The sequence below is a fragment of the Erythrobacter sp. JB3-1 genome (assembly GCF_057364995.1).
In genome coordinates this window covers 788,916-812,101 of sequence record NZ_CP200289.1, presented here as the reverse complement: position 1 = coordinate 812,101, position 23,186 = coordinate 788,916, and the positions used below count along the sequence as shown (strand labels likewise).

Here is a 23,186-nt window from a genome sequence, read left to right as displayed (position 1 = left end):
AGCGGAGCCGAGGCTATGGCCTAGTCTCAACTAGTGATTTCAGTTTCAGGATAGCCGATTAGGTCAAGCGATGCGCGGCCTGCGTCGAGGACACGTGTCGGCTCTGATGCCAAGCGCGCCGAAGCAAATGCGCCGTGAAGCAATTGAGCGAGCGTGCGCCCGAGCGCCTTGGGGTTGCCCTTTGCATGGCCGGAGGCGATGGCATCCGCTGCAATTTCGCACATATGTGCCTCGATTGCGTCAAATACTCGCGCTGCTTCCAAACGCACCTCGGGCATGTCTTGGCCAAGCTCCAGCGCAAGACCAACAATCGGGCAACCATGCACATCCCCTTCTTCATCGCAGGTGTCGGCATGGACTTGATAAATATGGCGATAGATCGCCGCGAGCCGGGCCTGAGGCGCTTCATGGTGCTCCGCGCTAGACCGGAAAACCCTATCTAGAGTTGCGGCTCCATGCTGCTTAACAACCGCCAGAGCAAGGTCACGCTTATCGGCGAAATAGCGATAGATCGTCGCCTTGTTCACCTCCGCAGCGCTGGCCACCTCGTCTACTGCAACACCGTGAAAATTGCGGCGCCAGAACAGGCCAGCGGCAACGGAGATGATGTGGGCGCGGGTGCGCTCACCGCGCGTGGCAAAGACCTGTACGTTCATAAGTAACCGTTTAGTTCGGTTGGTGGCGGTCCGCCAGCCTTGAGCTGCGACGCGGGGTTGCAGAAGCCGTTGGGTGGCATGTTCAAATGCCACCTGCTTGCGTTTCTACTCCCTCTCATTCCGCTCATATTCATGCTTTCGACGTCAGTCTTTGGCCGGAATTGTCTTGGAGGACGCGTGATTCATTTAAAAAAGTCTTTGCGGGCGGGGCTCGCTCGCGTTTCGCCAATTGCGCTGGCTTTGGCGTGCTCGATACCTTCACCCGCCGCCGCCCAATCCCGCAGCGAACCCTTGCCCGACATGACCTTGGAAGAGGTTGAGGCCGAGATCGAAGCGGGCGAATTGGGAAAAATTCGGGTGCTGTCTGCCGAGCAGTACGGCCAAACCGTCTACCGCAAGCGCTTTGGCAAAGGCGAACTGGGCGACCGGGTCGATATCAAATCGGCAGGCAAATCGATAACGGCGCTCGCCGTGGGCGCGGCGATTGCGGATGGAAAGCTCGCCGGGGTCGATATGAAAGTCTGGCCCTTTCTCGGATCGCCTCGCGAAGGGCCGCACAGCGCGATAACCATTGGCGACCTGTTGTCGATGTCATCTGCGCTCGATTGCAACGATTGGGAGCGCCGTTCGCCCGGTCAAGAAGAAAAGATGTATCGCACGCGCATCTGGCGCGATTTTGCGCTTGGCCTGCCCGCTCGCGAATACACTCGTGATGTGGACGGCGACGGGCCATTTTCCTACTGCACGGCGGGCGTGTTCCTGCTGGGCCAGGTGGTTGAGAAAGCCGTGGGCGAGCGGTTTGATCTGTATGTTCAGCGGCGGCTGTTTGATCCGCTGGGTATAGATGGAGCAGGTTGGCGCCGCTCGAGCAGCGGCGAGGTGCAATCCGGCGGCCAGCCGACGATCAGCGATACGGCCTTGCTCAAGATTGGCCGAATGGTGCTGAACATGGGTGTTTGGGAAGGCGAGCGGATTGTCCCGCGCGAATGGATCAAATCCATGCTGACCCCGCGCCATCAACTGGGCGAACATGTCTATTATAGCCAGTTGTGGTGGGCCATGCCGCTGCGTTCTTCGCGGGGGTTTGAAGCGGCGTGGATGATGAAGGGCAATGGCGGCAATATCGTCGCGGTCGTGCCGAACATGGACGCCGTGCTGGTTGTGCAGACCGAGAATTACAACAAGAGCAATGCCGAGCGCCGGGCGTTTGTGGCGCTGACGGCTTTGCTAAAGAGCCTGCCGGTTCCGGAGGAGAAATAGCTGCTAGTCGGCGCGGTGCGCGCCGCAATGCCAGGTCAGAGCCCGCGCTATTGCAGCGTCATAATCTCTTCGCCGCCATCGCCGCGGCCAAAGAATTGCATCGGCTGGATCAGCAATTCGCAGCGCGCGTGGATATTCTCCGCCTCCAGCAACGCTTGCTTCGACGCAGGATCAAACGGCGCGATTTGCGAGACGCCGTTGATGAGCGAGAAATCATCGAGCCGTTCGACCGAATCCCAATCTACGCTGTAGCCCTGCGCGCTCGCGAAGCGGCGGGCCTCTTGTTCAAAGCCTGCGCGCTCAATCGCGCTCAGCACGTCGTTCTCATCGTCTTCGATCAACTCGCCCTCGACCTGGCGAAAGGCGGTGGCGACATCCAACTCGCGGATCAGCTTAAATCGTGCCTCCCCCTCAAGGATGAGGTTGTATCGGCCATCTTCCATCGCCTCGACTTCGCCAATGCGCCCGACACAGCCGATCGTATAAAGCGGCGCGCCGTCGATCGAGCGCTGCGGCTGGATGAGAGCGATCTTGCGGTCCCGCACCAAGGCATCTCCCACGAGCGAGCGATAGCGCGGCTCAAAGATGTGCAGCGGCAACTGCAATCCCGGAAAGAGGATCGCGCCGGGCAAAGGGAAGATGGAGAGGCGGGTCATTCTGAGCTTAGCCAAACAGGATCTTTGACAGGCGGCGGCGCGTGGTCACGACCCACTCGTCTTCGAGGCCAATGGCTTCAAAGATTTGCAGCAGTTTCGCTTTCGCCGCGCCGTCGTTCCATTCGCGGTCTGCGGTGACCATAGCGAGCAGCGTGTCCGCCGCTGCGTCGCGCTCTCCGCCAGCAAAGGCAGCCTCGGCATAGGCGAGCTGCGCATCCATATCCTCTGGAGCTGCCTTGGCGGCGCTTTGCAATCCGGCCAGCTCGCTGTCGTCTACTTGGGTGCCAGCAAGCTCTAGCGCGCTTCTCGCCGCGGCAATGGCTGGGTCCTTGGCAAGGTTCTCGTTTTCTTCGATCGCGGCCAGAACTTGGGCCGCTTCCTCGGTCTTGCCCAATTGGATCAGCGCCCGGACCAGGCCGGAATGCGCAATCCCATGGTTGGGGGCAAATTCCGTGATCTGAGCAAACATGCCGGCTGCGCGGTCAGCATCGCCTTCCATTAGCGATTGCTCGGCCATGCCGATGGCTTGCTCGATCTCTTCTGGCGAGGGGCCTTGCGGCTCGCCATCGGCCGCGCCTGCCTGGATCGGCAATTGCGAGAGCAGTTGATCAAGCGCGGCCTTGAGCTGCGATTCGCTGCGCGCGCTGGTCAGGTCAGCCACTGGCTGCCCCTGGAACATTGCATAGACGGTCGGGATGGATTTGACCTGAAACTGTCCGGCGATGAATTTCTCTTCATCGACGTTGAGCTTTGCCAGCACCACGCCCTTGTCGGCGTATTCAGCGGCGACCTTTTCCAGCATCGGGGCCAGCGCCTTGCACGGCCCGCACCATTCCGCCCAAAAGTCGAGGATCACCAGTTTCGTCTGTGATGGCTCGACCACTTCGGTGCGGAACCGATCAACCGCTTTTTGCTCTTCGAGATTGAGACCCATGCTGGCCAAGGGTTTGCTCCTGTTTGTGCCGCGCGTTTGCGCGCAATTGCTGTGACATCACGCAATGTGGGGCGCGGGGCGGTGAATGTGAAGGTCTGAGTTTTGCTGGCGCGAGCACGTTTGGCAATCGATCAGTTGCCAAAACATGAGACTTTTTGCGGCAAATGACTTTTAGGCTTGCAGGCCTGCGTGCTCGCTGCTAGCTGCCCACCTCCCCGGCGAGGAATAGCGAATCTATCGCATCCACGCAGAGCGTCAGTGAGCGGGCGTAGCTCAGGGGTAGAGCACAACCTTGCCAAGGTTGGGGTCGGGCGTTCGAATCGCCTCGCCCGCTCCATTTCTTTCAATTTGCGAATGTATCCCCCTCGAGGGAGGCACGTGTGATCGGCATGGCGTATTCGCTTGTGTGCTCGCCTTGTGCTGGGCGAAGTGCAGGTCACAGTGCCGCTCATCGGTCATTCACAGCGATTCGTCGAACCACAAGAGAAGATACTTGCAAGCGTGAGCGCCTCTGCTAGTGGCGTGATACGTTATCACATTCAACTACTCTCGATCAGGGACGATCATGAAACCGACAACCTCTCATTTGGCGCTTGCCACTGCTCTTTCGCTTGGGCTGATTACAATCCCCGCCGCCGCACAGGCACAGGCGGAGCCAGACAGCGATCAGGCCGAAGAACGCCTCGCTGATGATCTGCACAATCGCCAGGTCGATGCGGAAGGCAATATTATCGTCAGCGCCGCTGGTCTGGCGCAATTGGACGTGCTTGCTGGCACGTCGGTGCTCGAAATTGAGGACATACAGAAAAACCTCAACGGACAGATCGGCGAAGTTCTCGCCAAATTGCCCGGCGTATCCGCCACCAGCTTCTCTCCCGGCGCATCACGCCCTGTCCTGCGCGGCTTCCAAGGGGAGCGCGTGCGCGTATTGGTTGATGGCCTCGGTACGGCCGACGTCTCCAACACCTCGGCTGACCATGCGACCACGATTGAACCGCTGACAACCGAGCGGATCGAAGTTCTGCGCGGCCCGGCTGTGCTGTTGTTCGGCAGTCAGGCAATCGGCGGCGCCGTCAATGTCATCGACAAGCGTATCCCGCGCCGGATGCCAGACGAAGCGCTGCATTTCGATGCGATTGTGGCGGCGGACACGGCTAGCGACCTGCGCAATCTCGGCGCGTCGCTCGATCTTCCGCTCGGCAACAGCTTCGTGTTCCACGTCGATGGCAGCTATCGCAACACCAATGATCTAGAGATCGGCGGTTTCCAAATCGCGCCGGAACTGCGCGCTCAAATCCTCGAACTGGCCGACGAAGAAGAGGCCGAGGGCGAAGTTGAAGAGGCCGCAGAACTGCGCGAAGCAGCCGAAGCGCGCGGCGTCATCCCGAACTCCGCAACCGAAACCTGGACGGCCAATGCCGGCCTCAGCTTCATTTCCGGCAACAACGTCTTTGGCGCCTCGATCGGCTTTTACGACACCGATTACGGCGTCCCCGGCCGCCCTGGCACCGAGCACGCCCACGGCGAAGAAGGTGAAGAAGAAGAAGGCGAGGAAGAGGGTGAGGAAATCGTCACCATTGGCCTTGAGCAATTCCGCGCAGACTTCCTGGCTGATCTCGACCTTGGCGATGGCTTCTTCGAGCGGCTGAAAATCCGCTTTGGCTATTCCGATTACACCCACACCGAATTTGAAGGCGACGAAATCGGCACCGTATTCGATTCTGAAAGCCTTGAGGCACGGGTCGAACTCTTGCAAAGCGAAACCGGGCCGTCGCGCGGCTCGATTGGCCTGCAATACACGTACCGTGATTTCCAGGCGATTGGTGAAGAGGCCTTTGTCGCCCCTAACGTTACCGATCAGCTCGCTCTGTTTGCGCTGCAGGAATTTGGCCCTGGTCCGATCCAAGTTGAGGCCGCTGGCCGCGTCGAATTCACCGATGTCTCCTCGCAGGAGCTGGGCGTCTCGCGTGATTTCACCAATTTCTCAGGTGCACTGGGTCTGGTCTACGAGGCTGACGATGCCTTCCGCGCAGGTGTGAACGTCTCGCGCGTCGAACGCGCTCCTGCGGCAGAAGAATTGTTCGCCAATGGCCCGCACATTGCGACCCAGCAATTTGAAATCGGCGACACCACGCTTGCGACTGAAAGCGCATGGGGCGTTGAAGCCTTTGCGCGCGGCCAAGTGGGCCCGGCGACATTCAGCCTTGCGGTCTACAACCAATGGTTCGACGACTACATCTTCCTGTCCGGTACGGGTGAAGAAGAGGACGAGCTGCCCGTGTTCGTCTTCCTTCAGGATGATGCGAACTATTTCGGCATCGAGGGCGAGGTTCAATTCCCGCTGTTCAAAAACGGCGGAATGGAATTGCTGGCGGACCTGCGCGGTTCCTACGTTCAGGCAGAGCTTGACGATGGCACCGCTGTCCCACGCATTCCGCCGATTGAATTGCTTGGCGCGCTAGAGCTGCAAACCGATGCATTTGACGCGCGTGCGGAAGTGCAATGGTTTGGCGAGCAAGACGATGTCGACGCCTTTGAAACAGAAACCGATGCGTTTGCGTTTGTGAACCTGTCCGTGGCTTGGCGCCCTCTGCCTAGCCGTGAGAACGTGACCCTGGTGGTCGGCGTCGACAACCTGTTTGATGTCGTTGGCCGCCGCCATGCAAGCTTCACGAAGGATTTCGTGCCGCTCGCCGGACGCAATCTGAAAGCGAACGTTCGCTTCAGCTTCTAACTCCGCCGCTTAAGCGGGAACGCAATAAAAAGGGCAGGTCCGGCGAATGCCAGGCCTGCCCTTTTTGCGTGCTTATGTTTGGCTTTGGCTGGGGATCAATTCTCCAGAGCAAACGTCAGGTCGGCATGCTCCTCGAGCCGCTTGACCAGATCCTCGCCCATGAACGAACCCGGCGTGCCAATGCCGCCTTCCGCCTTGCAGCTAAGCAGGCCAATCGCGGTTTCTGCGATCATCCGGCTGGTTGAGCCATAGCCCGGATCATATTTGCCTTTGACGCCGTAATGCAGGCTTTCGCCATCGGGCATATCGGCCACAAACAGCACGTCGTAAAATCCGTTCTCTCGCTCTTCCTTGCTGGGGCCTTCACCTGGCTTGGGCGGTTTTGCGCCGAACGGGTTCTTCATCATTTCAGCCGCCGCATTGGCCATCTTCTTGCCCGCATCACCCGGGCTGGTCAGCACCATTTCATCATAGACGAAGTCTTCGCCGTAAGGGTGGCCGAGCAGGAAGTTCGTGCGGTGCACATTCTTGGTGTTGATCGCCGCCATCACAAACGGGGCGGCCCATTTGTCGAGGTCTTTCTCATAGGTTGGAACCATGCCGGAGGGCTGGCTTGGCCCCTCAAAGCCTGGGGTCAGGCCGAAGGAGCTGCGCAGTACGTTGATCAGCTTGGGGTTCTTGGCCACCGCCTTCATCGTTTCAGTCATGCTGGCAACCGTGCCGCCTGATGCGCCGCCCGCCATCGCGCGCACGCGTCCGCGGATTTTCGGTGCGGGCTTGCCAAAGCGCTTCATCGCTTCTTTCTGAGCCATCAACACGCCGAGGTCGAAGGGAATAGAATCGAACCCGCTGGAGAAACAGATCCGCGCGCCGCTGGCCTTGGCCGCATCGCCGAACTGGTCGATCTTCTCCCGCATCCAAGTCGGCTCGCCGCACAGGTCGGTGTAATCCGTGCCGGTTTTGACGCAGGCCTCGACCAAATTGTCACCGTAAAGCTGGTACGGCCCAACCGTGGTCAGCACGACTTTGGTGCGCGCGCACATTGCCTCTAGGCTGGCCATGTCATCGGCATCAGCCACCACCAAAGGCGTGCTGGCCGGCGCGCCAATTTCGTCGCGCACCGCCTCCAGCTTTTCCAGGCTGCGGCCGGCCATCGCCCAGCCGGGCCCATCATCGCGGCTGCCATAGTGATTGCTCAGGTGCTCAGCAACGAGCCGCCCGGTAAACCCGGTGGCGCCATAGATGATGATATTGAATTCGGTCTTAGCCATGTTTTGTCTCCTTTGACCCGTTCAATGCGCTTCGCATGTCTGAGAGTCAAAGCCGCTACGGCAGCTCCGGTTCCAAGATGCCGCTATGCGAAACCCTTGTTGGTGATAGACAATGGTTCTTCTAAGCCTGTGTCAAAACAAGGAGTGATTACGCGGCATGACAATGGACAACATGGTCTTTCTATCGGGGGTCGAACTCGAAGACGGAACGCTTATGGTTGCCGCGCAAAACGGCGAGTTTGATATCCGGGAAACGCCGCACACCATCATCTGTGATCGTACGCCAGATGGCGAATGGCGGCACGCTGCGCACACCAGATGGGTGACGACCGGGATTGCGCCCAATCTTGCCAAAGATGGCATTGCGATCCTCTCTCCTCATTCGGATTTTGTCCAATTTGCGCGATCGGGGCATGGCAAGATAAACGTGCTTGAAGAGGACGGTGATTGGTCTCCTACATTCCGGTGTCTCGAAGCGATTGGTGAGCGACTCTATGCAGGAGCCACAGACAACCACCTCTTTGAGTTTGGCGGCTCACACTGGTCACAAATCGTCCAAGAAGCGACTTCGGAAGCTGAACGGATAAAGAGCTTTGATGGCGTAACCGGCTTTAGCTCGGAAGAGCTTTACGCGTTTGGTTGGTCAGGATCGATTTGGAGCAATGTTGGCGGGGCCTGGCACCAGGCGAAGTCACCCTCAGATCGAATGCTCTCCGCCGGGACGGTCACAGATGATGAGGTGTTTATCGCCGGTCAGCTCGGCACCATCTGGAAAGGGCGAGGGAGTGATTGGGAACTGGTCGATAATGACGGTTTCAACATCGACATCTGGTCCGCTACTGCTTTCGAAGGTGCTGTCTATTTTGGCACAGCGCAAGGCATCTTGCGGTTCAAAGATGGCAAGATAACCCCGTTCAAATCTCTTTCAGCCGATATGCGAACCTGCATGTCGGTCTTCACTGGGCCAAGCGGGCTTTGGTCGATTGGCTCCTCAGACATCGCACTGTTCGATGGATCGGACTGGCATTCGATACTTCAGACCTAAGATCAGGTTGATGGCCTTGCTCTGAAACCGAAGCTTTGAACTTTGCTGACTCTACAACCTCGGTAAGGTCACGCCGCGTTGGCCCATATATTTGCCGGCGCGGTCTTTGTAGCTCGTCTCGCAGCGCTCATTGCCCTTCAGGAACAGGAACTGGCACGCACCTTCATTGGCGTAGATTTTGGCGGGCAACGGCGTGGTGTTGGAAAATTCCAGCGTCACATGCCCCTCCCAGCCCGGCTCCAGCGGGGTGACGTTCACGATGATCCCGCAGCGCGCATAGGTGCTTTTGCCGAGGCAGATCACCAGCACGTCTTCGGGCACGCGGAAATATTCGACTGTGCGAGCGAGCGCGAAAGAGTTTGGCGGGATGATGCAGACGTCGGTCTTGCGGTCGACCAAGCTGCCCGCGTCAAAGCTCTTGGGATCAACGGTGGCTGAGTTTACATTGGTGAAGATTTTGAACTCATCCGCGACCCGCGCGTCATAGCCATAGGATGAGAGGCCATAAGAGATGACGCCCTCGCGCCGCTGAGCCTCAACAAAGGGCTCAATCATGCCCTCATCTTGCGCCTTGGACCTAATCCACTTGTCTGAAAGAATCGCCATGCAGGATTAATTCCCGAACGAGCGCGCGGGGGCAAGCGCGGCCAGGGTTTTAGGTGTGGGAATGACACGGACGCTGAAAGGCGAATGTGTCACTCAATTGTCCAGAGGATCTCTTGCATTACAGGCCGTCGCTGCAGCTCTTCGTCAATTCGGATATGCCTCGCTTGTTAGCGCCTGAAGCTGTGACTTGCTGCTCAAAAAGGTTGAACAGGCGTCAAGCACAGTTAGGTATGTGGTTAAGACAGGCGGCCTGCGGAGTACGACATGGAACTTACATGGAGAGAGACTTGGCGCAAAGAGCCGCCCGTGCCCCTCAATTTCAATATCGATGGCTCTGTTTCATTTGGTAGCAAAGTCGGCGATGTTATTCTGCCTGATGATTATAAATCCTATCTCAGTCAGGGCAGCGATCTCACGTGCTTGGAAGACGACAACTTTTGCTTTGCGCACTACTCTGATGAACCTGAACCGATAGTCCTTGAGTACCTTAGCAAGTTTGAGTCGGTTATCCTGGAAACGCAATCGCTGTATGATAGCATTTACCATGATGAAGCAAACGTGCCGCCAAACTATGTGTCCTTCGGCACGGGCGAGCTGGAAAACTTTCTCATGAATGTCGATCCCAATAGTGACGATTACGGGAAGGTCTACGCTTGGGAGCGTGCGGGAGACCCTTGGGGGGAAGGTGATAACACACGGGGCCTCGGCTGGATCGCCAACAGTTTTAATGAATTCATGAATGGCCTTACCAGAGAGGACGCCCTTTAGGATTTTCTATCTATCGGAATAGGCCTGGGTTCGATTTCCCGTTAAACTCTGCGCTCAGCGCTCCTAATCGCCCCGATGTTCATCTTTTGGAGGCCTCGATTACTGCTCTAAGCTGATCGACATGGGTTGTTTCGCGGCTCCCTACTTAACCGCCTTCGCCCGCAGCGCCGGGTTAAGCCCGGTCACATGGTTCAGCCATTTCTTCGGCCGCCTCAGCATATTGTCGGGGTAGTTCACCTTTAGCCCCGCGATCTGCGCCATTGCGCCAACGAAATGGATGCAATTGCGGGTGTCGAGGTCGTAATATTTGCCCGGCGCATTGCGCCATTTGCTCACCTCGGCCTTCACCCGCTCATATTGCGCATCGGTCAATCGCACGCTGAAATGGCGGTTGGTTTTCTTGAGGTATTTCGGCTTCTCAACGCTGATGTCGTGCACCACCGGCCCTTGCAAAATCGCAGGCGAGACCTTCTTGGCGGTGAAGCCATAATTCTCGTTCACCACCTTGCCTGATCCCAGCGTCCCCTCCAGCACGATGAAGGTGTGGGGATAGCGCCCAAACAGCACCGATCCGTTGAAGCTGTGAAAATGCATGGTCACCGCCGCAAAGGCGGGCCCGCTCCAGACGAGCGCGAGCAGAGTGACGATGAGGGTTGCGATCCGTTTCATAGGCGGCGTGATAAATCGAAGCCTGCTTAGTTCGCAAGGGTTGGCGCGGCGGGCTGCCCCAAAAGGCTGGCATTGCCGCCTGCCGCCGTTGTGTCTGTGCAACTGACGCGTTCGGTGGCGAAGCGCGCGAGGTAGTGCGGGCCGCCGGCCTTCGGCCCGGTGCCTGACAGGCCTTCACCGCCGAACGGCTGGCTTTCCACCACCGCGCCGATTTGATTGCGATTGACGTAGAAATTGCCGACCCGCGCGGCGGCTTGCACGCGCTTACGGGTGTTCTCAATCCGGCTGTGGAGGCCCAATGTCAGGCCAAATCCCGTGGCGTTGATGTCGGCAACAACTTGGTCGAGTCCGCTTGCCGCGAACCGCGCGACATGCAGGACGGGGCCGAAATTCTCCCGCTTCAGATCGAGTATGGAATCGATCTCGATAATCGTCGGCGCGACGAAGCAGCCATGCTCTGTGCCGCTGGGCAGCTCGCTGCGCCAGACGGTGCCGCCCAGCTGCTCTCGCCGGGCCACATGGCGTTCCAGCGCAGCCTGCGCATCGGGATCAATCACTGGGCCTACGTCGGTGGAGAGCAGGTGCGGGTTGCCAATGCTCAGCGCATCGAACCCGCCGCGGATCATGGCCAGCATTTCGTCGGCAACGTCCTCTTGCAAATAGAGCACGCGCAGCGCCGAGCACCGCTGCCCCGCGCTTTGAAATGCGCTGGCCAGCACATCGCGCACGACCTGCTCTGGCAGGGCGGAGGAATCGACGATCATCGCGTTTTGCCCGCCGGTTTCCGCGATCAAGGTGGCAATCGGGCCATCGCGGCCTGCCAGCGCCAGGTTGATAGCGCGCGCGGTCTCTGTGGAGCCAGTGAAGGCCACCCCGGCAATACGCGGATCGGACGTGATCATTTGCCCGACATCGCCCGCACCGGGCAGCAATTGCAGCGCCTCTGCCGGGATGCCCGCTTCGTGGCACAATTTCACCGCCAACGCCGCGATCAGCGGGGTTTGCTCAGCAGGCTTGGCGATCACGCTGTTGCCAGCGGCCAGCGCGGCGGATGCCATGCCGATGAAGATGGCGAGCGGGAAGTTCCATGGGCTGATCGTGGCAAACACGCCGCGCCCATGCAACGAGAGCAGGTTCTCCTCCCCTGTGGGGCCGGGCAGAACGGTCGGCTGCGCAAATTGGCGGCGCGCCTCGTACGCATAATAGCGCAGAAAATCGACCGCTTCGCGCAGCTCCAGCACCGCATCGGGCAAGGTCTTGCCCGCCTCACGCTGGCATAGGGAGAGGAACTCCGCCGAATGCGCCTCAAACAGATTGGCCGCTTCATCGAGCAGCGCAGCCCGGCTTTCCCCGCCCAGTGCATCCCAGCCCGGCTGGATCGCGAGCGCGGTGGTGATGGCGTAATCGATCTCTCCCGCTGTGGCGTCGCGGCGCGTGCCCACCTGGCTGCCAAGATCGTGCGGCATGGTGATCGGCGCGATCTCGCCCGGTTCTTCGCTGACAAAGGTCGGGCTGGCGTTCCATTGCTGTGTTGCCAGCTCGGTTAGGCGAAGCTCCAGCGGGCCGCGCACCAGCGGGTCTGACAGATCGATTCCTGCGCTGTTTGTGCGGCCCTCAAAAATGTCGGCGGGCAGGGGAATGTTCGGATTGCGAAGGGGTGAGCATCCTGCCGGCTGCGCAACCGGGTCTCCGGCAAGCTCAGCAGCCGGAATATCGGCATCGCCCATTCGGTTCACGAAACTGGTGTTGGCGCCGTTTTCGAGCAGGCGGCGCACGAGATAGGCGAGCAATTCCTTGTGCCCGCCAACCGGCGCGTAGATGCGCACGGGCGTGCGGTTGTTGCCCTCCAGAGCGCCGAGCGCATCATACACCTCCTCGCCCATCCCGTGCAGGCGCTGAAACTCATAGGATTTGCCCTGACCAAGGCCTTTAATCGCGGCGATGGTGTAGGCGTTGTGCGTCGCAAAGGCGGGGCGGATCACATCGGCGTGCTCAAACAATCGCGCGGCGCAGGCGAGGTAACTGACATCGGTGGCGAGCTTGCGGGTGAACACCGGATAATCGCTGAGGCCGCCGACCTGGGCGAGCTTGACCTCGCTGTCCCAATAGGCGCCTTTGACGAGGCGGACGAACAGCTTGCGGCCATGGCGGCGGGCGAGCTTAGCGGCCCAATCGCACAGCGGCAGGCCGCGCTTTTGATAGGCTTGCAGGGCGAGGCCAAACCCCTCCCAGCGCGATCCATCGGCGCGCACGAACAGGCTGTCATCCGCCATCAGCGCCTCGATGATGTCGAGCGAGAGTTCGAGGCGTTCGGCCTCTTCGGCGTCTATGGTGAAATGGATGTCGGCATCGCGCGCCTTTTCGGCGAGGCCGCGGACGATGGGCACAAGATCATTGCGGGCCTGATCAGCGTGCAGAAAGTCGTACTTGGGATGCAGGGCTGACAGTTTGACGGAAATGCCCGGCGAGGGGGCAACCCCGCCCTTGGCTTCTTTAGCGAGCTGATCAAGCGCGCCCTCATAAGCCTCGCGGTAGCGCGCGGCATCGGCGAAAGTCATCGCCGCCTCGCCCAGCATATCGAAGCTATGCGTCAGGCCACGCGCGCGTTCCGGCTTGGCCCGCTCCAGCGCCTCGTCAATGTCGCGGCCGAAGACGAATTGCCCGCCCAGGATCTTCATCGCTTGCAAAGTTGCCTTGCGCACCACTGGCTCGCCGAGCCGGTTGACCGCGCGTTTCAGGCTGGAGCCCATGCCGCGTTGATGCGCCTCAGGTGGGTCTATCACTTCGCCGGTAAGCATCAGCGAGAATGTCGCCGCGTTGACGAAGGTGGAGGCGCTTTCGCCCAAATGCTCCGACCAATCGATCGCGCCAATCTTGTCCTTGATCAGCGCGTCAGCCGTGCTGGCATCGGGTACACGCAGCAGCGCCTCGGCCATACACATCAGGGCAATGCCCTCTTCGGTGTCGAGCCCGAATTGCTGTAGGAAGGCATCGATCCCGCTCGCCTTTTTTGCGCGCGCGCCCTCGATCAATTGGGTCGCCAGTTCAGCCGAGGCCTCGTGCATGCGCGAGGAGGGGGCGGCCTGCTCAATACGTTCTTGGATGCACGCGTTCTCTTCGGCGCGATAGGCGCGGCGCAGGTCAGATCGGTCGAGCGGTTGAAGGTTCGTCACGGCTTGCGATTCGCACCTTGAATAATTGCACTGATCCAGTGATCTGAACCCGGATGGATCGCCGCGCAAGCCCTTGTGACATGGGCGAATGCGAGCGCCGCTGGGCGCGAGCTTAGAGCGGCCCGATCAACCGGGCTGCAACCGCATCCAGGCGGGCGATCAATTCCGGATCATGCTCATCAGGTGCGGTGATCACTGCATCATCCAGCGCGGTGTCAATCGGTGAGGGTTTGCGCCCATCGGGCAGCGCATTGATCAGGCGCACAATCATCTCGCGCGCCAGATCGCCATTGGCCTGCATCTGGGTGACGACTTGGGACACATCCACCGCATCGCCTTCGCGCCAGCAATCATAGTCCGTGACCATGCCGACCAGCGCATAGGGCAGCTCCGCCTCGCGGGCGAGCTTTGCCTCTGGCATGGCGGTCATCCCGATCACATCCGCGCCCCATTCGCGGTACATCTGGCTTTCCGCGCGGGTGGAGAATTGCGGACCTTCCATCGCCAGATAGGTCGCTCCGGCGGTGAATTTGCCCTTTGCCTCGGTGATTGCATCAGTGGCCATTTGCGATAGCCGCTCGCACACCGGATCAGCCATGGAGACATGGGTCACAAAGCCTGAGCCGTAATAGGTTGAGGGGCGGCCTTTGGTCTGATCAATGAATTGGTCGACCACCACGAAATGGCCCGGAGGCAGCTCCTCGCGCAGTGATCCAACGGCGGAAATGGCCAGAATGTCGGTGCAGCCTGCGCGTTTGAGCGCGTCGATATTGGCCCGCGCATTGACCTCGCTAGGGCTGATCGGATGGCCCCGGCCGTGGCGCGGCAGAAAGCGCACGCGCACATCGCCGATCCGCCCGCACAAAATCTCGTCCGATGGCTCGCCCCAAGGGGTTTCAACCGCGATCCATTGCTGCTCTTTCAGCCCCTCGATATTGTAGAGGCCAGAGCCTCCGATGATCCCGATTGTCCATGGGCCGGCCATGCGTGTCATCCTTTGAATATTGCGCGAAAGAGCATGCCCGATGCGGGCTGAACCGCCAAGAAAGCGTTAAGTCAGATCAATGCGTTCCGGCAAGCCTTTGCGAACAGCCTTATCAGCCTGAGCGAATGGTCCGGCAATCGATGGGCGCACCCGCATCCGCTCAAAATGCGCGGCAAAGCGTGGCCATTTATCGAGCGGTGTTTCCGCTACCAGCGAGACTTGCATCAAGCAGCACGCAATCGAGATATCGGCAATCGACAGAGTGTCGCCTGCGAAAAACTCATTCTCGCCCAGCGCGCCTTCAAGATAGTCAAACACCGGCGGCAATTTGGTGGCCCAGGTTTCGCGCGCGGTCTCCAGATCGGGCGCCTCGCCTTTGGTGATCGCAAAGAAAATCGGGCGAAAGATGCCGAGCCCCCCGGCGAGCGCCAGCGTGGTGTCGGCATATTCCTCAAAACTCAGCGCGCGTCCGTAGGCAAAGGGTTCTGCCGGGTACAGCGCTGTCTCAGGATGCTTGGCCTCAATGTAGCCGCAGATTGCAGAGGAATCTGCGATGGTGCCATCAACGCCTTCGGTGGCGATTGAGCGATCGCGCAGCACGGGAATGCGCTTCATCGGAGAGATGTCTTTGAACCATTGCGGCGGGTCGAACACGTTGACCGGCTCAACGTCAAAGCCAGCGCCTTTTTCCAGGCACACGGCGGCGACTTTGCGCACGAATGGGGAGATGGGGCTGCCATAGATGACAAGGTCGTTTGGAGCGTCGGACATATCGTGTTCCTCTTGCGGGCCGGGGCCAGATTTTCGGTTGCGCTGTGCAATTGATCGCGGTCGCTGGCGAGCGCAAGCATTATCGTGCGACCTGCAAATGCAATTGAACTTTGCTGGTCAAAGGTCCACCTAGCTTGGCGTGAGCAATCAAAAAAGATTCGAGAGAGGCATTTCCATGGTCACCCAGTACAAAAATCTCATCAATGGCGAGATGATTTCCACCACCGACATGCTCGACGTGGTCAATCCAGCCAATGAAGAAGTCATCGGCCAGGTGCCAGCTTGCGGCCAGGCGGAGCTCGACCAAGCGGTCGCCGCCGCAAGCGCTGCGTTCAAGACATGGAAGAAGACCCCGTTGGAGGATCGCCGCGCGGCGATCATGGCAATCTCTGGCGCGATCAAAGAAAACGCCGACGAGCTGTTCCGCTTGCTGACCAGCGAGCAAGGCAAGCCGCACCAGCAAGCGAAGGGCGAGATCTACGGCGCTGCCGCGATTTCTGCGGCGCAATCCACGCTTGAGCTGGAAGATGAGATCAACGAAGACAGCGATGCCCGGCTGAGCCGCACGCGCCGGGTGCCTGTCGGCGTGGTTGGCGGCATCGTGCCGTGGAACTTCCCAGTGATGATGGCGATCCAGAAAATCGTGCCCGCGATGCTTTCCGGCTGCACGATTGTGCTGAAAACCTCGCCGTTCACCCCGCTTACCACCCTGCGCATTGCAGAGCTGATCGCCGACAAAGTGCCAGCGGGCGTCGTGAACATCATTACCGGCAATGATGACCTTGGCCCGATGATCACATCGCATCCTGATATCGACAAGATCACTTTCACCGGCTCAACCGCGACGGGCAAGAAGATCATGGAAGGCGCGAGCGCTGATCTTAAACGGATCACGTTGGAGCTGGGCGGCAATGATGCCTCCATCGTGATGCCGGATGCCGACCCTAAGAAGGTGGCAGAGCAATTGTTCTGGTCCAGTTTCCAGAACGCGGGACAGGTCTGCATCGCGGCCAAACGCATATATATCCACGAAGATATTTACGACGAGCTGTCCGCTGCGATCGCCGAATATGCGAGCCAGGTGAAGGTCGGCGACGGCGCTCAGCAGGGGACCGGCGTTGGGCCGATCCAGAATAAGAAGCAGTTTGACCGCGTGGTTGAGCTGATCGAGGACGCCAAAGACAGTGGCTATAAATTCCTGGTCGGCGGGGAAACCGATCCATCGGGCTCTGGCTATTACGTGCCGATCACCATTCTCGACAATCCTCCGGAAGACGCGCGGATCGTGGCTGAGGAGCAGTTTGGCCCGGTTATGCCGCTAATGAAATTCTCGACCGAGGAAGAAGTGATCGAGCGGGCGAACAATTCAGAATATGGCCTGGCGGGCGCGGTCTGGACGGCTGACCCTGAAAAGGGTGTCGAGATCGCAGAACAGCCGGAAACCGGCACTGTCTGGGTCAACGAATTCATGCATCTGTCGCCGTTCGCCCCGTTTGGCGGACACAAGCAATCCGGCTTTGGCGCGGAATACGGCAAGGAAGGCCTGAAGGAATTCACCTATCCTCAAGTAATTACTGTAAAGAAAGACAATGTTCCGGCATAATCGGTGTGCTGGAAGTGTGATTAGTAAGAGGGGGCGCAAACCATGGCACTCAAATTTTCTAAGTCGCGCGGCATCATGCTGGCAGCAGTAGCTGCTGTTGCAGGGCTGGGCGCAGCAATGCCTTTGCAGGCACAATTCAATGTCGGCAACGTCGTCAAATCCGCCAAAAAGGTGGCCGAGGCAGCGAGCTATTCTGACGAGGAAATCGTCGTTTTCTTCAGCCAGATGTCTGAGGAGATGGACAGCCAAAACCCGGTTGCCACAATGGACGATCCCTATGGCCAGCGCCTCGCTGCGCTTACCGAAGGGCTCGACAGCTATGATGGCCTTGACCTCGATATCAAAGCCTATCTGGTGAAGGATGTGAACGCTTTTGCCATGGGTGATGGCACTGTGCGTGTCTTTGCGGGCCTGATGGACAAGTTCGATGATGACGAGCTGCGCTGCGTGATCGGTCATGAGATCGGCCACGTGAAGCTGGAGCATGGCAAGAAGCGCATGAAGCGCAGTTTGCAACAAGACGCGGCGCTGAGCGTGGCTGGCACGGCGAGCAGCGATGTGCGCCGTCTGGCAAACTCAGAGCTCGGCAAAATGTTCGGGAATGTGATTACCGCTCAGCACTCGCAAAAGGCAGAGCGCAATTCGGACGACTATGCGCTCGAGTTCATGAAGGCGAACAATTACAACGCTGAGGCGTGCATCACGGCGATGGAAAAGCTGGGCACGATGAGCTCTGGCGGCGGAATTGATTTGCTCAAGACGCACCCTAGCCCGCAGTCGCGCGCGAAGCGGATGCGTAAGAAGCTGAGCTAAATGCGCTTTAGCTTTTCAAGACATTTGCAGCGGCCGCTCAGGAGACTGGGCGGCCGTTTGCTTTTGTGCATATGTCCGCAGGCGCTCATAAGGCCGTGCGGTTTTCCTACTCGCGGGCCTGCGGGTAGGTATGGCGAAGCTCTTTGAACCGTCTATTTCCCCACGTGTCCCTGTGCGTTTTCACTCGGCAAAGGCGCGCATTTGCGTCGAATCTCTCAAAAGTCACACTTTGCGCGATGCGATCTGCCCTAAGGTGCTGAAAGTATGAAGCGTTCCGCCAAAAGTCACACTTTCGAAAACGCGAAACGTGTTCCCAACGCCGACCAAACTCTAGTGTATGGAAGCACCGCGATTTCAGACCAAAGACGACTGTCTGGAACGACTACCTCGGCTTGAAAAGACGCCTATTTGCCCGCTGGTTTGCTGAGTAACTCCAGGCCCACGGCCCAGCGGCGCTGGAACCCGCGCCAATGCTCTGCTTCGTCCGGTCCGGCAAACTTGCCATTGAGCTGTTCGCCAAAGCTGGTTTCCCAGCTGCTGTCGTTGGAGTTCGGCGCTGGCACGTCGAGATAGCTCGCTTTGTCCGCATCGCCCTTCAAATGCAGGTCGAGGAATGCGGCGACGAAATGCTGGTTGATGCCGTTGATGCGATCTTGTCGCCACACCGGTTCGGCCAGGAACTCTGCGACGCGGAACGGTGCGTCGTCCGGAACGACGAAGTCATTGCCCACGGTGTTGTGACGGGCCTCGCGGTAGACCAGCATGTGCCGAGCCGTCCCGCTCAATTGGTCGAAAATCCAGCCGATCCCGTCCGCGTAGTTGGAAACGTCATCCTCGCTGCCAGCCACCAGCAGCACAGGCGCAGTGATCTGGCCGAGCGTCTCGGCGCTCCATACGCGGTTGTCTGGTTGCCCGCCCCATGGGGCAAAGGCGACGACGGCATCCACGTCTGCGTCTTCGCTCGCCGCCTCGCGCAGTTGCGTCAGCGCATCCTCGGGCACTTGGCCGAAGGTATCGCTGTCATAGTCATAGTCGCCGCCCGCCGTTGCCAGTGCGCCATAACCGCCCATGGAATAGCCGATCACAGCAACCTGCTCAGGGTCAATCAGTCCAAACAGTCCTGTCTGGTCAGAGGCGCTGCGCGAAACCAGCTGGCTCAAGACCTGGCGCTGATCGAGAGAACGATCGACCAGAACCTTGGTGAACGAGTAAACGAAGTCGGTCACCCCCTCGATCCGCATGTCGCCGTGATCGATAGAGGCGACGACATAGCCGCGCGAGGCGATGTGTTCCGCTAGATTGCTGAATTGCGTGCTCCAGCCATTGAAGCCGTGGCTCATTACAACCAACGGGAATTGCTGGTCTGCCACCGGCGCTGCGCCTGCAAAAGCGCGCCCCGTATACTCCAACGGCACGGGCTCCATAGCAGGTGGCATCATGGTGTGCTCGTAAGTGATTGGCTCCGCGCCGGACGCTGCGCTGGCTGGATAGAACATGCGGACTTTGAGCTCGCGCGTGTGCTCCTCCACCTGTCCGCTTGCCAGACCAAGCTTTGTGAAGGTCAGTCGGCCCGGCAGGCTAAACACGCTCTCCTGCGTCCCCACCTGATACTCACCATAGCGCCCAAGCTCCGGGGTCTCGCCATCCATACCCTCATGCACGGTTGGGCTGGCGACAAAGGCCGCGGTGCCTGCGCCAATTCCAAGCAGGGCGAGCGCGCTCAGCGCTACGTATCGTTTCTTCATTGCGGTCGCCGTCTTTCCATTGCGAGTAAGCAAGAGCTTGCCGTCGCGCATATCTGCGTGCACTCCTGACAGGGAATGAACGCGAGGGGAAGTGATGACATTGAGCGCCGATGATCTGAGAGAGGGGCTGAGCCGGGTTTTGGCGCGCGCTGGCATAGAGGCTCCGGCCGGGCTGGAGCGGTTGACCGGCGGCGCGACCATGGAAAGCTGGCGGTTCTCCAGCGGCGGCGAGGCGTTCGTGCTGCGACGCGCGCCCAGCTTGGAGTTCATGGCGGACCGCCCTTTTGGTCACGATACCGAAGCGGCGGTGATCGAAGCAGCACGGGCCGCCGGTGTGGCGGCGCCTGAGGTTCTGGCGGTGTTGGAGCCGGAGGACGGGATCGGCAGCGGCTTTGTGATGCGCGCACTGCCGGGAACGCCGAACCCCAAGGACATCCTCGCGATGGAAGAACCGGACCGGCTTCTATCGGAATGCGCCGCGAATTTGGCGCGGATCCACTCGCTTGGACGCGGCGACGTGCCAAAGGCTGTGCCGGTGATGGATTACCGCGGGGCCATCGCGGACCTGCGCCAGCAATTCGAGGAGGCAGGCGGCGACCGTCCGATCATCGCCCTTGGCCTCAAATGGATGGAGGACAATTGCCCCGATCCCATCGAGCCTGCGCTAATCCATGGCGATTTCCGCATGGGCAACTTGCTTGCACAAGATGGCTCGCTAACCGGTGTGCTCGATTGGGAGCTGGCGCATTTCGGTGACTATCACGAAGACTTGGCGTTTGGTTGCATGGCGGTGTGGCGGTTCGCGCGGTATGATCGTCCGGCTCTGGGTCTGGGCGATCAGGAAACCTATTTCGATGCGTATGAAGCGAATGGCGGGCGCAAAGTGGACCGCGAGCGATTCAGATATTGGCTGATCCACCGCACCGTCTGGTGGGCGCTGGGTTGCCTCAAAATGGCGCAGATCTGGCGCAGCGGCGAGGACCGGATGCTAGAGCGGGTTGTGATCTCGCGCAGGACAAGCGAGCAGGAGCTCGACTTGCTGATGCTGCTGGAGGAGGATGCACCGGAGAAGGAGAGACGCCGGGAAGCGGGCGGGCCTTTCGACGACTCTATTGGCTATGGCGAAGCCGAGTGCGCAGAGATGGCGGATGCCATCTTCGAATGGCTCGAAACGATCAAGGATCAGATGACAGGACATGATCGTTTCCAGCACGCGGTTGCACGCAACGCGCTGGGCATAATCGCACGTGACTGTCGGTTTTACCCGCAAACATATCGCGCTTCGGGTCTTGTTTCTGACATCATGGACGGAACATCCGATCTTGGAGAGAAGCGTCTGTTGATGGACTTGAAGGACAGTGTCTTAGAAAAGGTGGCTGTCGATTCGCCTAAGTACCCCGCGCTCGCCGTGGCACGTAAAAAGTGGACTGGAGAAAACTAAATGGACTTCGCAATTCCCGCAGACCTTCAGGCCTATCTTGACGAGCTCGACGCCTTTATCGAGGCTGAGATCAAGCCGCTGGAGCAGCAAGACGACAACATCCGCTTCTTCGACCATCGGCGTGAGGATGCGCGCACCGACTGGGAGCGTGAAGGCCTGCCCAATCACGATTGGGAAGAATTGCTGAAAGAGGCCACTCGCCGTGCGGACGCGGCTGGTCACTGGCGCTTCTCCGCGCCTGCGCAATATGGCGGCAAGGATGGCTCCAACCTCTGGATGGCGGTGATCCGCGATCGCTTCGCTCAGCGCGGTCTTGGCCTCCACAATGATCTGCAAAACGAACACAGCATCGTCGGCAACTTCCCCTTCGTCGCCATGTTCGACACCTTCGGCAAAGAGGCGCAGAAAAAGGAGTTCATCACTGGCGGCTTTGAACGTACGCGCCGGGTCGCCTTTGGCCTGACCGAAGCAGAGCACGGCTCCGACGCGACCCATATGGAAACCCGCGCGGTCAAGGAAACGCGCGATGGGGTGCCGGGATACCGGATTGACGGCGAGAAGATGTGGATCACCGGCATGCATGTCGCCACGCATTGTGCGCTGTTTGCGCGGACCGATGGCGAGGCAGGGGACGCGCGCGGTATCACCTGCCTGCTCGTGCCCAACCCCACCGACGGCCTAAAGATCGAGGAATGGATGTGGACCTTCAACATGCCCACCGACCATCCGCGCCTCTCTCTCAGCAATGTCTGGGTGCCGGAGAGCGCAATGCTGGGCGAAGAAGGTAAAGGCCTCGCGCTGGCGCAGAGCTTCGTTCACCAGAACCGCATTCGCCAAGCGGCGTCTTCGCTAGGCGCGGCGACCTATTGCGTGGAGGAAAGCGTCAAATATGCGCGCGAACGCAAACCCTTTGGCGAGGAGCTCGCGAAAAATCAGGCGATCCAGTTCCCGCTGGTGGAGCTGGCGACGCAGTGCGAAATGCTGAGGATGCTGATCTACAAGACCGCTTGGCAGATGGACAATATGCCGCACAAGGAGATTGAGCGGAGCATCTCGGACAAGGTTTCGATGTGCAATTACTGGGCAAACCGGCTGGTGTGCGAGGCCGCCGACCGGGCGATGCAGGTGCATGGCGGGATCGGCTATTCACGCCACAAACCGTTCGAGCATATCTATCGCCACCACCGCCGTTACCGGATCACCGAGGGTGCAGAAGAAATCCAGATGCGCAAAGTGGCGGCCTATTTATTTGGCTATCTGGGGCCGAAGCGGGGGACGATGGGTTGACTCTTGAACAGAAGGAAAATTCCAGTGTTTGAGTTTTTGAACGCAAATGCGGCGGCGGTTACAGGCCTCGCGACGGCCGCACTTTTGCTAGTCACAGCCTTTTACGCGGTGACAACTCATAGGCTGTTTAAGGAAGCTAGGATAAGCAGATTACAAGCCAACCAGCCCAGGGTTGTTGGTTTTTTGCGCGCTAACGAAACGCATATGACAATCGCTCAATTGCATATCGCTAATCTTTCAGGGGCCGCAGCTACTGAAGTTTCCGCGGAGCTAAAACGGGTTACCGATTGGCCAGCGAAATTCCACTTTGAGGACTCTAAAGTCCTGAGCGATATATCGTTTCTAAGACCTCACGAGGTTCTTAAGTTTGACTTGGGCGTAGGTCCCGACCTTTTCCGAGATGGTACTTCGGCAGTGTTCGAAATCAAGATCGCTTACCGCAGCACTGATGGTAGAACTTTCGAGTTTTCTGACCAACTGCACGTTTCAAGCATTGCTGGCTTCTCCAACTTTCAAATCTATACCATTGACGATGTAGCTCGTCGCCTGAAAGAAATAGCTAAAACCTTGGAGAAATTTGGTGGAAACAAACGCCTAAAAGTCGATAACTATTCAAACCTTGACCGTAAGATGGAACGCGAAGAAAACGAGCGCTTGCGAGCAGAGAGAGTAGCAGCGCGAGAAGCGAGAGCGGACGTGACCGAACAGTGATGCCTACCCCCCTAGCAATATCCTTACGCCGCGTTAGTCTGGGCCCCAACAAAGGGAG

At 59.1% G+C, this 23,186-nt stretch carries 19 protein-coding genes and 1 tRNA gene; 10 read left to right on the top strand and 10 right to left on the bottom strand.

The genetic code is table 11. From position 1 onward, the window contains the following. Nucleotides 1-26: 26 nt before the first annotated feature. The gene (locus AC0V6M_RS03725) at nucleotides 27-656 is read right to left on the bottom strand and encodes a TetR/AcrR family transcriptional regulator (RefSeq protein ID WP_486137520.1); all 630 of its coding nucleotides are present in this window, start codon (nucleotides 654-656) and stop codon (nucleotides 27-29) included. A 177-nt stretch (nucleotides 657-833) separates the two neighbouring features. On the opposite strand from AC0V6M_RS03725, the gene AC0V6M_RS03720 reads away from it, so the two are divergent. After that, nucleotides 834-1,916 (top strand): serine hydrolase domain-containing protein, encoded by a 1,083-nt coding sequence (locus AC0V6M_RS03720; RefSeq protein WP_486137519.1) that lies wholly within the window; start codon nucleotides 834-836, stop codon nucleotides 1,914-1,916. A gap of 47 nt (nucleotides 1,917-1,963) precedes the next feature. Here AC0V6M_RS03720 and AC0V6M_RS03715 read toward each other — a convergent pair whose 3' ends face one another. Together AC0V6M_RS03715 and AC0V6M_RS03710 are read right to left on the bottom strand one after the other, a co-directional pair. Next, nucleotides 1,964-2,572, bottom strand: coding sequence for an LON peptidase substrate-binding domain-containing protein (locus AC0V6M_RS03715; RefSeq protein WP_486137518.1), 609 nt, complete (start codon nucleotides 2,570-2,572; stop codon nucleotides 1,964-1,966). A 7-nt stretch (nucleotides 2,573-2,579) separates the two neighbouring features. Further along, on the bottom strand, nucleotides 2,580-3,506 hold the full coding sequence (locus AC0V6M_RS03710) for a tetratricopeptide repeat protein (protein WP_486139560.1): 927 nt from the start codon (nucleotides 3,504-3,506) through the stop codon (nucleotides 2,580-2,582). A 262-nt stretch (nucleotides 3,507-3,768) separates the two neighbouring features. Here AC0V6M_RS03710 and AC0V6M_RS03705 point away from each other — a divergent pair. Together AC0V6M_RS03705 and AC0V6M_RS03700 are read left to right on the top strand one after the other, a co-directional pair. Then, nucleotides 3,769-3,843, top strand: a tRNA-Gly gene (locus AC0V6M_RS03705). Nucleotides 3,844-4,071: 228 nt separating this feature from the next. Next, nucleotides 4,072-6,240 (top strand): TonB-dependent receptor, encoded by a 2,169-nt coding sequence (locus tag AC0V6M_RS03700; protein ID WP_486137517.1) that lies wholly within the window; start codon nucleotides 4,072-4,074, stop codon nucleotides 6,238-6,240. Nucleotides 6,241-6,335: 95 nt separating this feature from the next. Here AC0V6M_RS03700 and AC0V6M_RS03695 read toward each other — a convergent pair whose 3' ends face one another. Continuing rightward, the gene (locus AC0V6M_RS03695) at nucleotides 6,336-7,511 is read right to left on the bottom strand and encodes a saccharopine dehydrogenase family protein (protein ID WP_486137516.1); all 1,176 of its coding nucleotides are present in this window, start codon (nucleotides 7,509-7,511) and stop codon (nucleotides 6,336-6,338) included. A gap of 157 nt (nucleotides 7,512-7,668) precedes the next feature. Between AC0V6M_RS03695 and AC0V6M_RS03690 the strand changes: the two genes are divergently transcribed. Further along, nucleotides 7,669-8,556, top strand: coding sequence for a hypothetical protein (locus AC0V6M_RS03690; protein WP_486137515.1), 888 nt, complete (start codon nucleotides 7,669-7,671; stop codon nucleotides 8,554-8,556). 51 nt (nucleotides 8,557-8,607) lie between these two features. On the opposite strand, the gene dcd is transcribed toward AC0V6M_RS03690, so the two are convergent. Further along, entirely contained in the window at nucleotides 8,608-9,162 is a 555-nt protein-coding gene (gene dcd, locus AC0V6M_RS03685) for a dCTP deaminase (RefSeq protein ID WP_472644081.1), read from the bottom strand. Between the two features lie 264 nt (nucleotides 9,163-9,426). On the opposite strand from dcd, the gene AC0V6M_RS03680 reads away from it, so the two are divergent. Beyond that, a complete protein-coding gene (locus AC0V6M_RS03680; RefSeq protein ID WP_486137514.1) occupies nucleotides 9,427-9,930 on the top strand; it encodes an SMI1/KNR4 family protein in 504 nt (167 codons plus the stop codon). Between the two features lie 141 nt (nucleotides 9,931-10,071). Here the strand turns inward: AC0V6M_RS03680 and AC0V6M_RS03675 are convergent, their stop codons facing one another. The 4 genes from AC0V6M_RS03675 to AC0V6M_RS03660 form a co-directional block, all read right to left on the bottom strand. Next, complete coding sequence (locus tag AC0V6M_RS03675) at nucleotides 10,072-10,599, bottom strand: hypothetical protein (RefSeq protein WP_486137513.1); 528 nt, start codon at nucleotides 10,597-10,599, stop codon at nucleotides 10,072-10,074. A 26-nt stretch (nucleotides 10,600-10,625) separates the two neighbouring features. Beyond that, nucleotides 10,626-13,772: a bifunctional proline dehydrogenase/L-glutamate gamma-semialdehyde dehydrogenase PutA gene (gene putA, locus AC0V6M_RS03670; RefSeq protein WP_486137512.1), complete on the bottom strand. Its 3,147-nt coding sequence runs from the start codon at nucleotides 13,770-13,772 to the stop codon at nucleotides 10,626-10,628. Between the two features lie 112 nt (nucleotides 13,773-13,884). After that, on the bottom strand, nucleotides 13,885-14,757 hold the full coding sequence (gene mtnP / locus AC0V6M_RS03665; RefSeq protein WP_486137511.1) for an S-methyl-5'-thioadenosine phosphorylase: 873 nt from the start codon (nucleotides 14,755-14,757) through the stop codon (nucleotides 13,885-13,887). 66 nt (nucleotides 14,758-14,823) lie between these two features. After that, nucleotides 14,824-15,528 carry a glutathione S-transferase family protein gene (locus AC0V6M_RS03660; RefSeq protein ID WP_486137510.1) on the bottom strand — a complete coding sequence of 235 codons (705 nt, stop codon included), beginning with the start codon at nucleotides 15,526-15,528 and terminating at the stop codon, nucleotides 14,824-14,826. Between the two features lie 175 nt (nucleotides 15,529-15,703). Between AC0V6M_RS03660 and AC0V6M_RS03655 the strand changes: the two genes are divergently transcribed. Together AC0V6M_RS03655 and AC0V6M_RS03650 are read left to right on the top strand one after the other, a co-directional pair. Next, nucleotides 15,704-17,131, top strand: a complete 1,428-nt coding sequence (locus tag AC0V6M_RS03655; RefSeq protein ID WP_486137509.1) for an aldehyde dehydrogenase family protein — start codon at nucleotides 15,704-15,706, stop codon at nucleotides 17,129-17,131. A gap of 42 nt (nucleotides 17,132-17,173) precedes the next feature. Next, nucleotides 17,174-17,944 (top strand): M48 family metallopeptidase, encoded by a 771-nt coding sequence (locus AC0V6M_RS03650; protein ID WP_486137508.1) that lies wholly within the window; start codon nucleotides 17,174-17,176, stop codon nucleotides 17,942-17,944. A gap of 404 nt (nucleotides 17,945-18,348) precedes the next feature. Here AC0V6M_RS03650 and AC0V6M_RS03645 read toward each other — a convergent pair whose 3' ends face one another. Beyond that, complete coding sequence (locus AC0V6M_RS03645) at nucleotides 18,349-19,689, bottom strand: alpha/beta hydrolase family protein (RefSeq protein ID WP_486137507.1); 1,341 nt, start codon at nucleotides 19,687-19,689, stop codon at nucleotides 18,349-18,351. Nucleotides 19,690-19,783: 94 nt separating this feature from the next. On the opposite strand from AC0V6M_RS03645, the gene AC0V6M_RS03640 reads away from it, so the two are divergent. From AC0V6M_RS03640 to AC0V6M_RS03630, 3 genes are read left to right on the top strand one after another with little or no spacing between them, the layout of a single operon-like run. Further along, nucleotides 19,784-21,130: a phosphotransferase gene (locus AC0V6M_RS03640; protein WP_486137506.1), complete on the top strand. Its 1,347-nt coding sequence runs from the start codon at nucleotides 19,784-19,786 to the stop codon at nucleotides 21,128-21,130. After that, nucleotides 21,131-22,417: an acyl-CoA dehydrogenase family protein gene (locus AC0V6M_RS03635; RefSeq protein WP_486137505.1), complete on the top strand. Its 1,287-nt coding sequence runs from the start codon at nucleotides 21,131-21,133 to the stop codon at nucleotides 22,415-22,417. It begins immediately after the preceding gene. A gap of 24 nt (nucleotides 22,418-22,441) precedes the next feature. After that, nucleotides 22,442-23,128 (top strand): hypothetical protein, encoded by a 687-nt coding sequence (locus AC0V6M_RS03630; protein WP_486137504.1) that lies wholly within the window; start codon nucleotides 22,442-22,444, stop codon nucleotides 23,126-23,128. Nucleotides 23,129-23,186 lie beyond the last annotated feature (58 nt).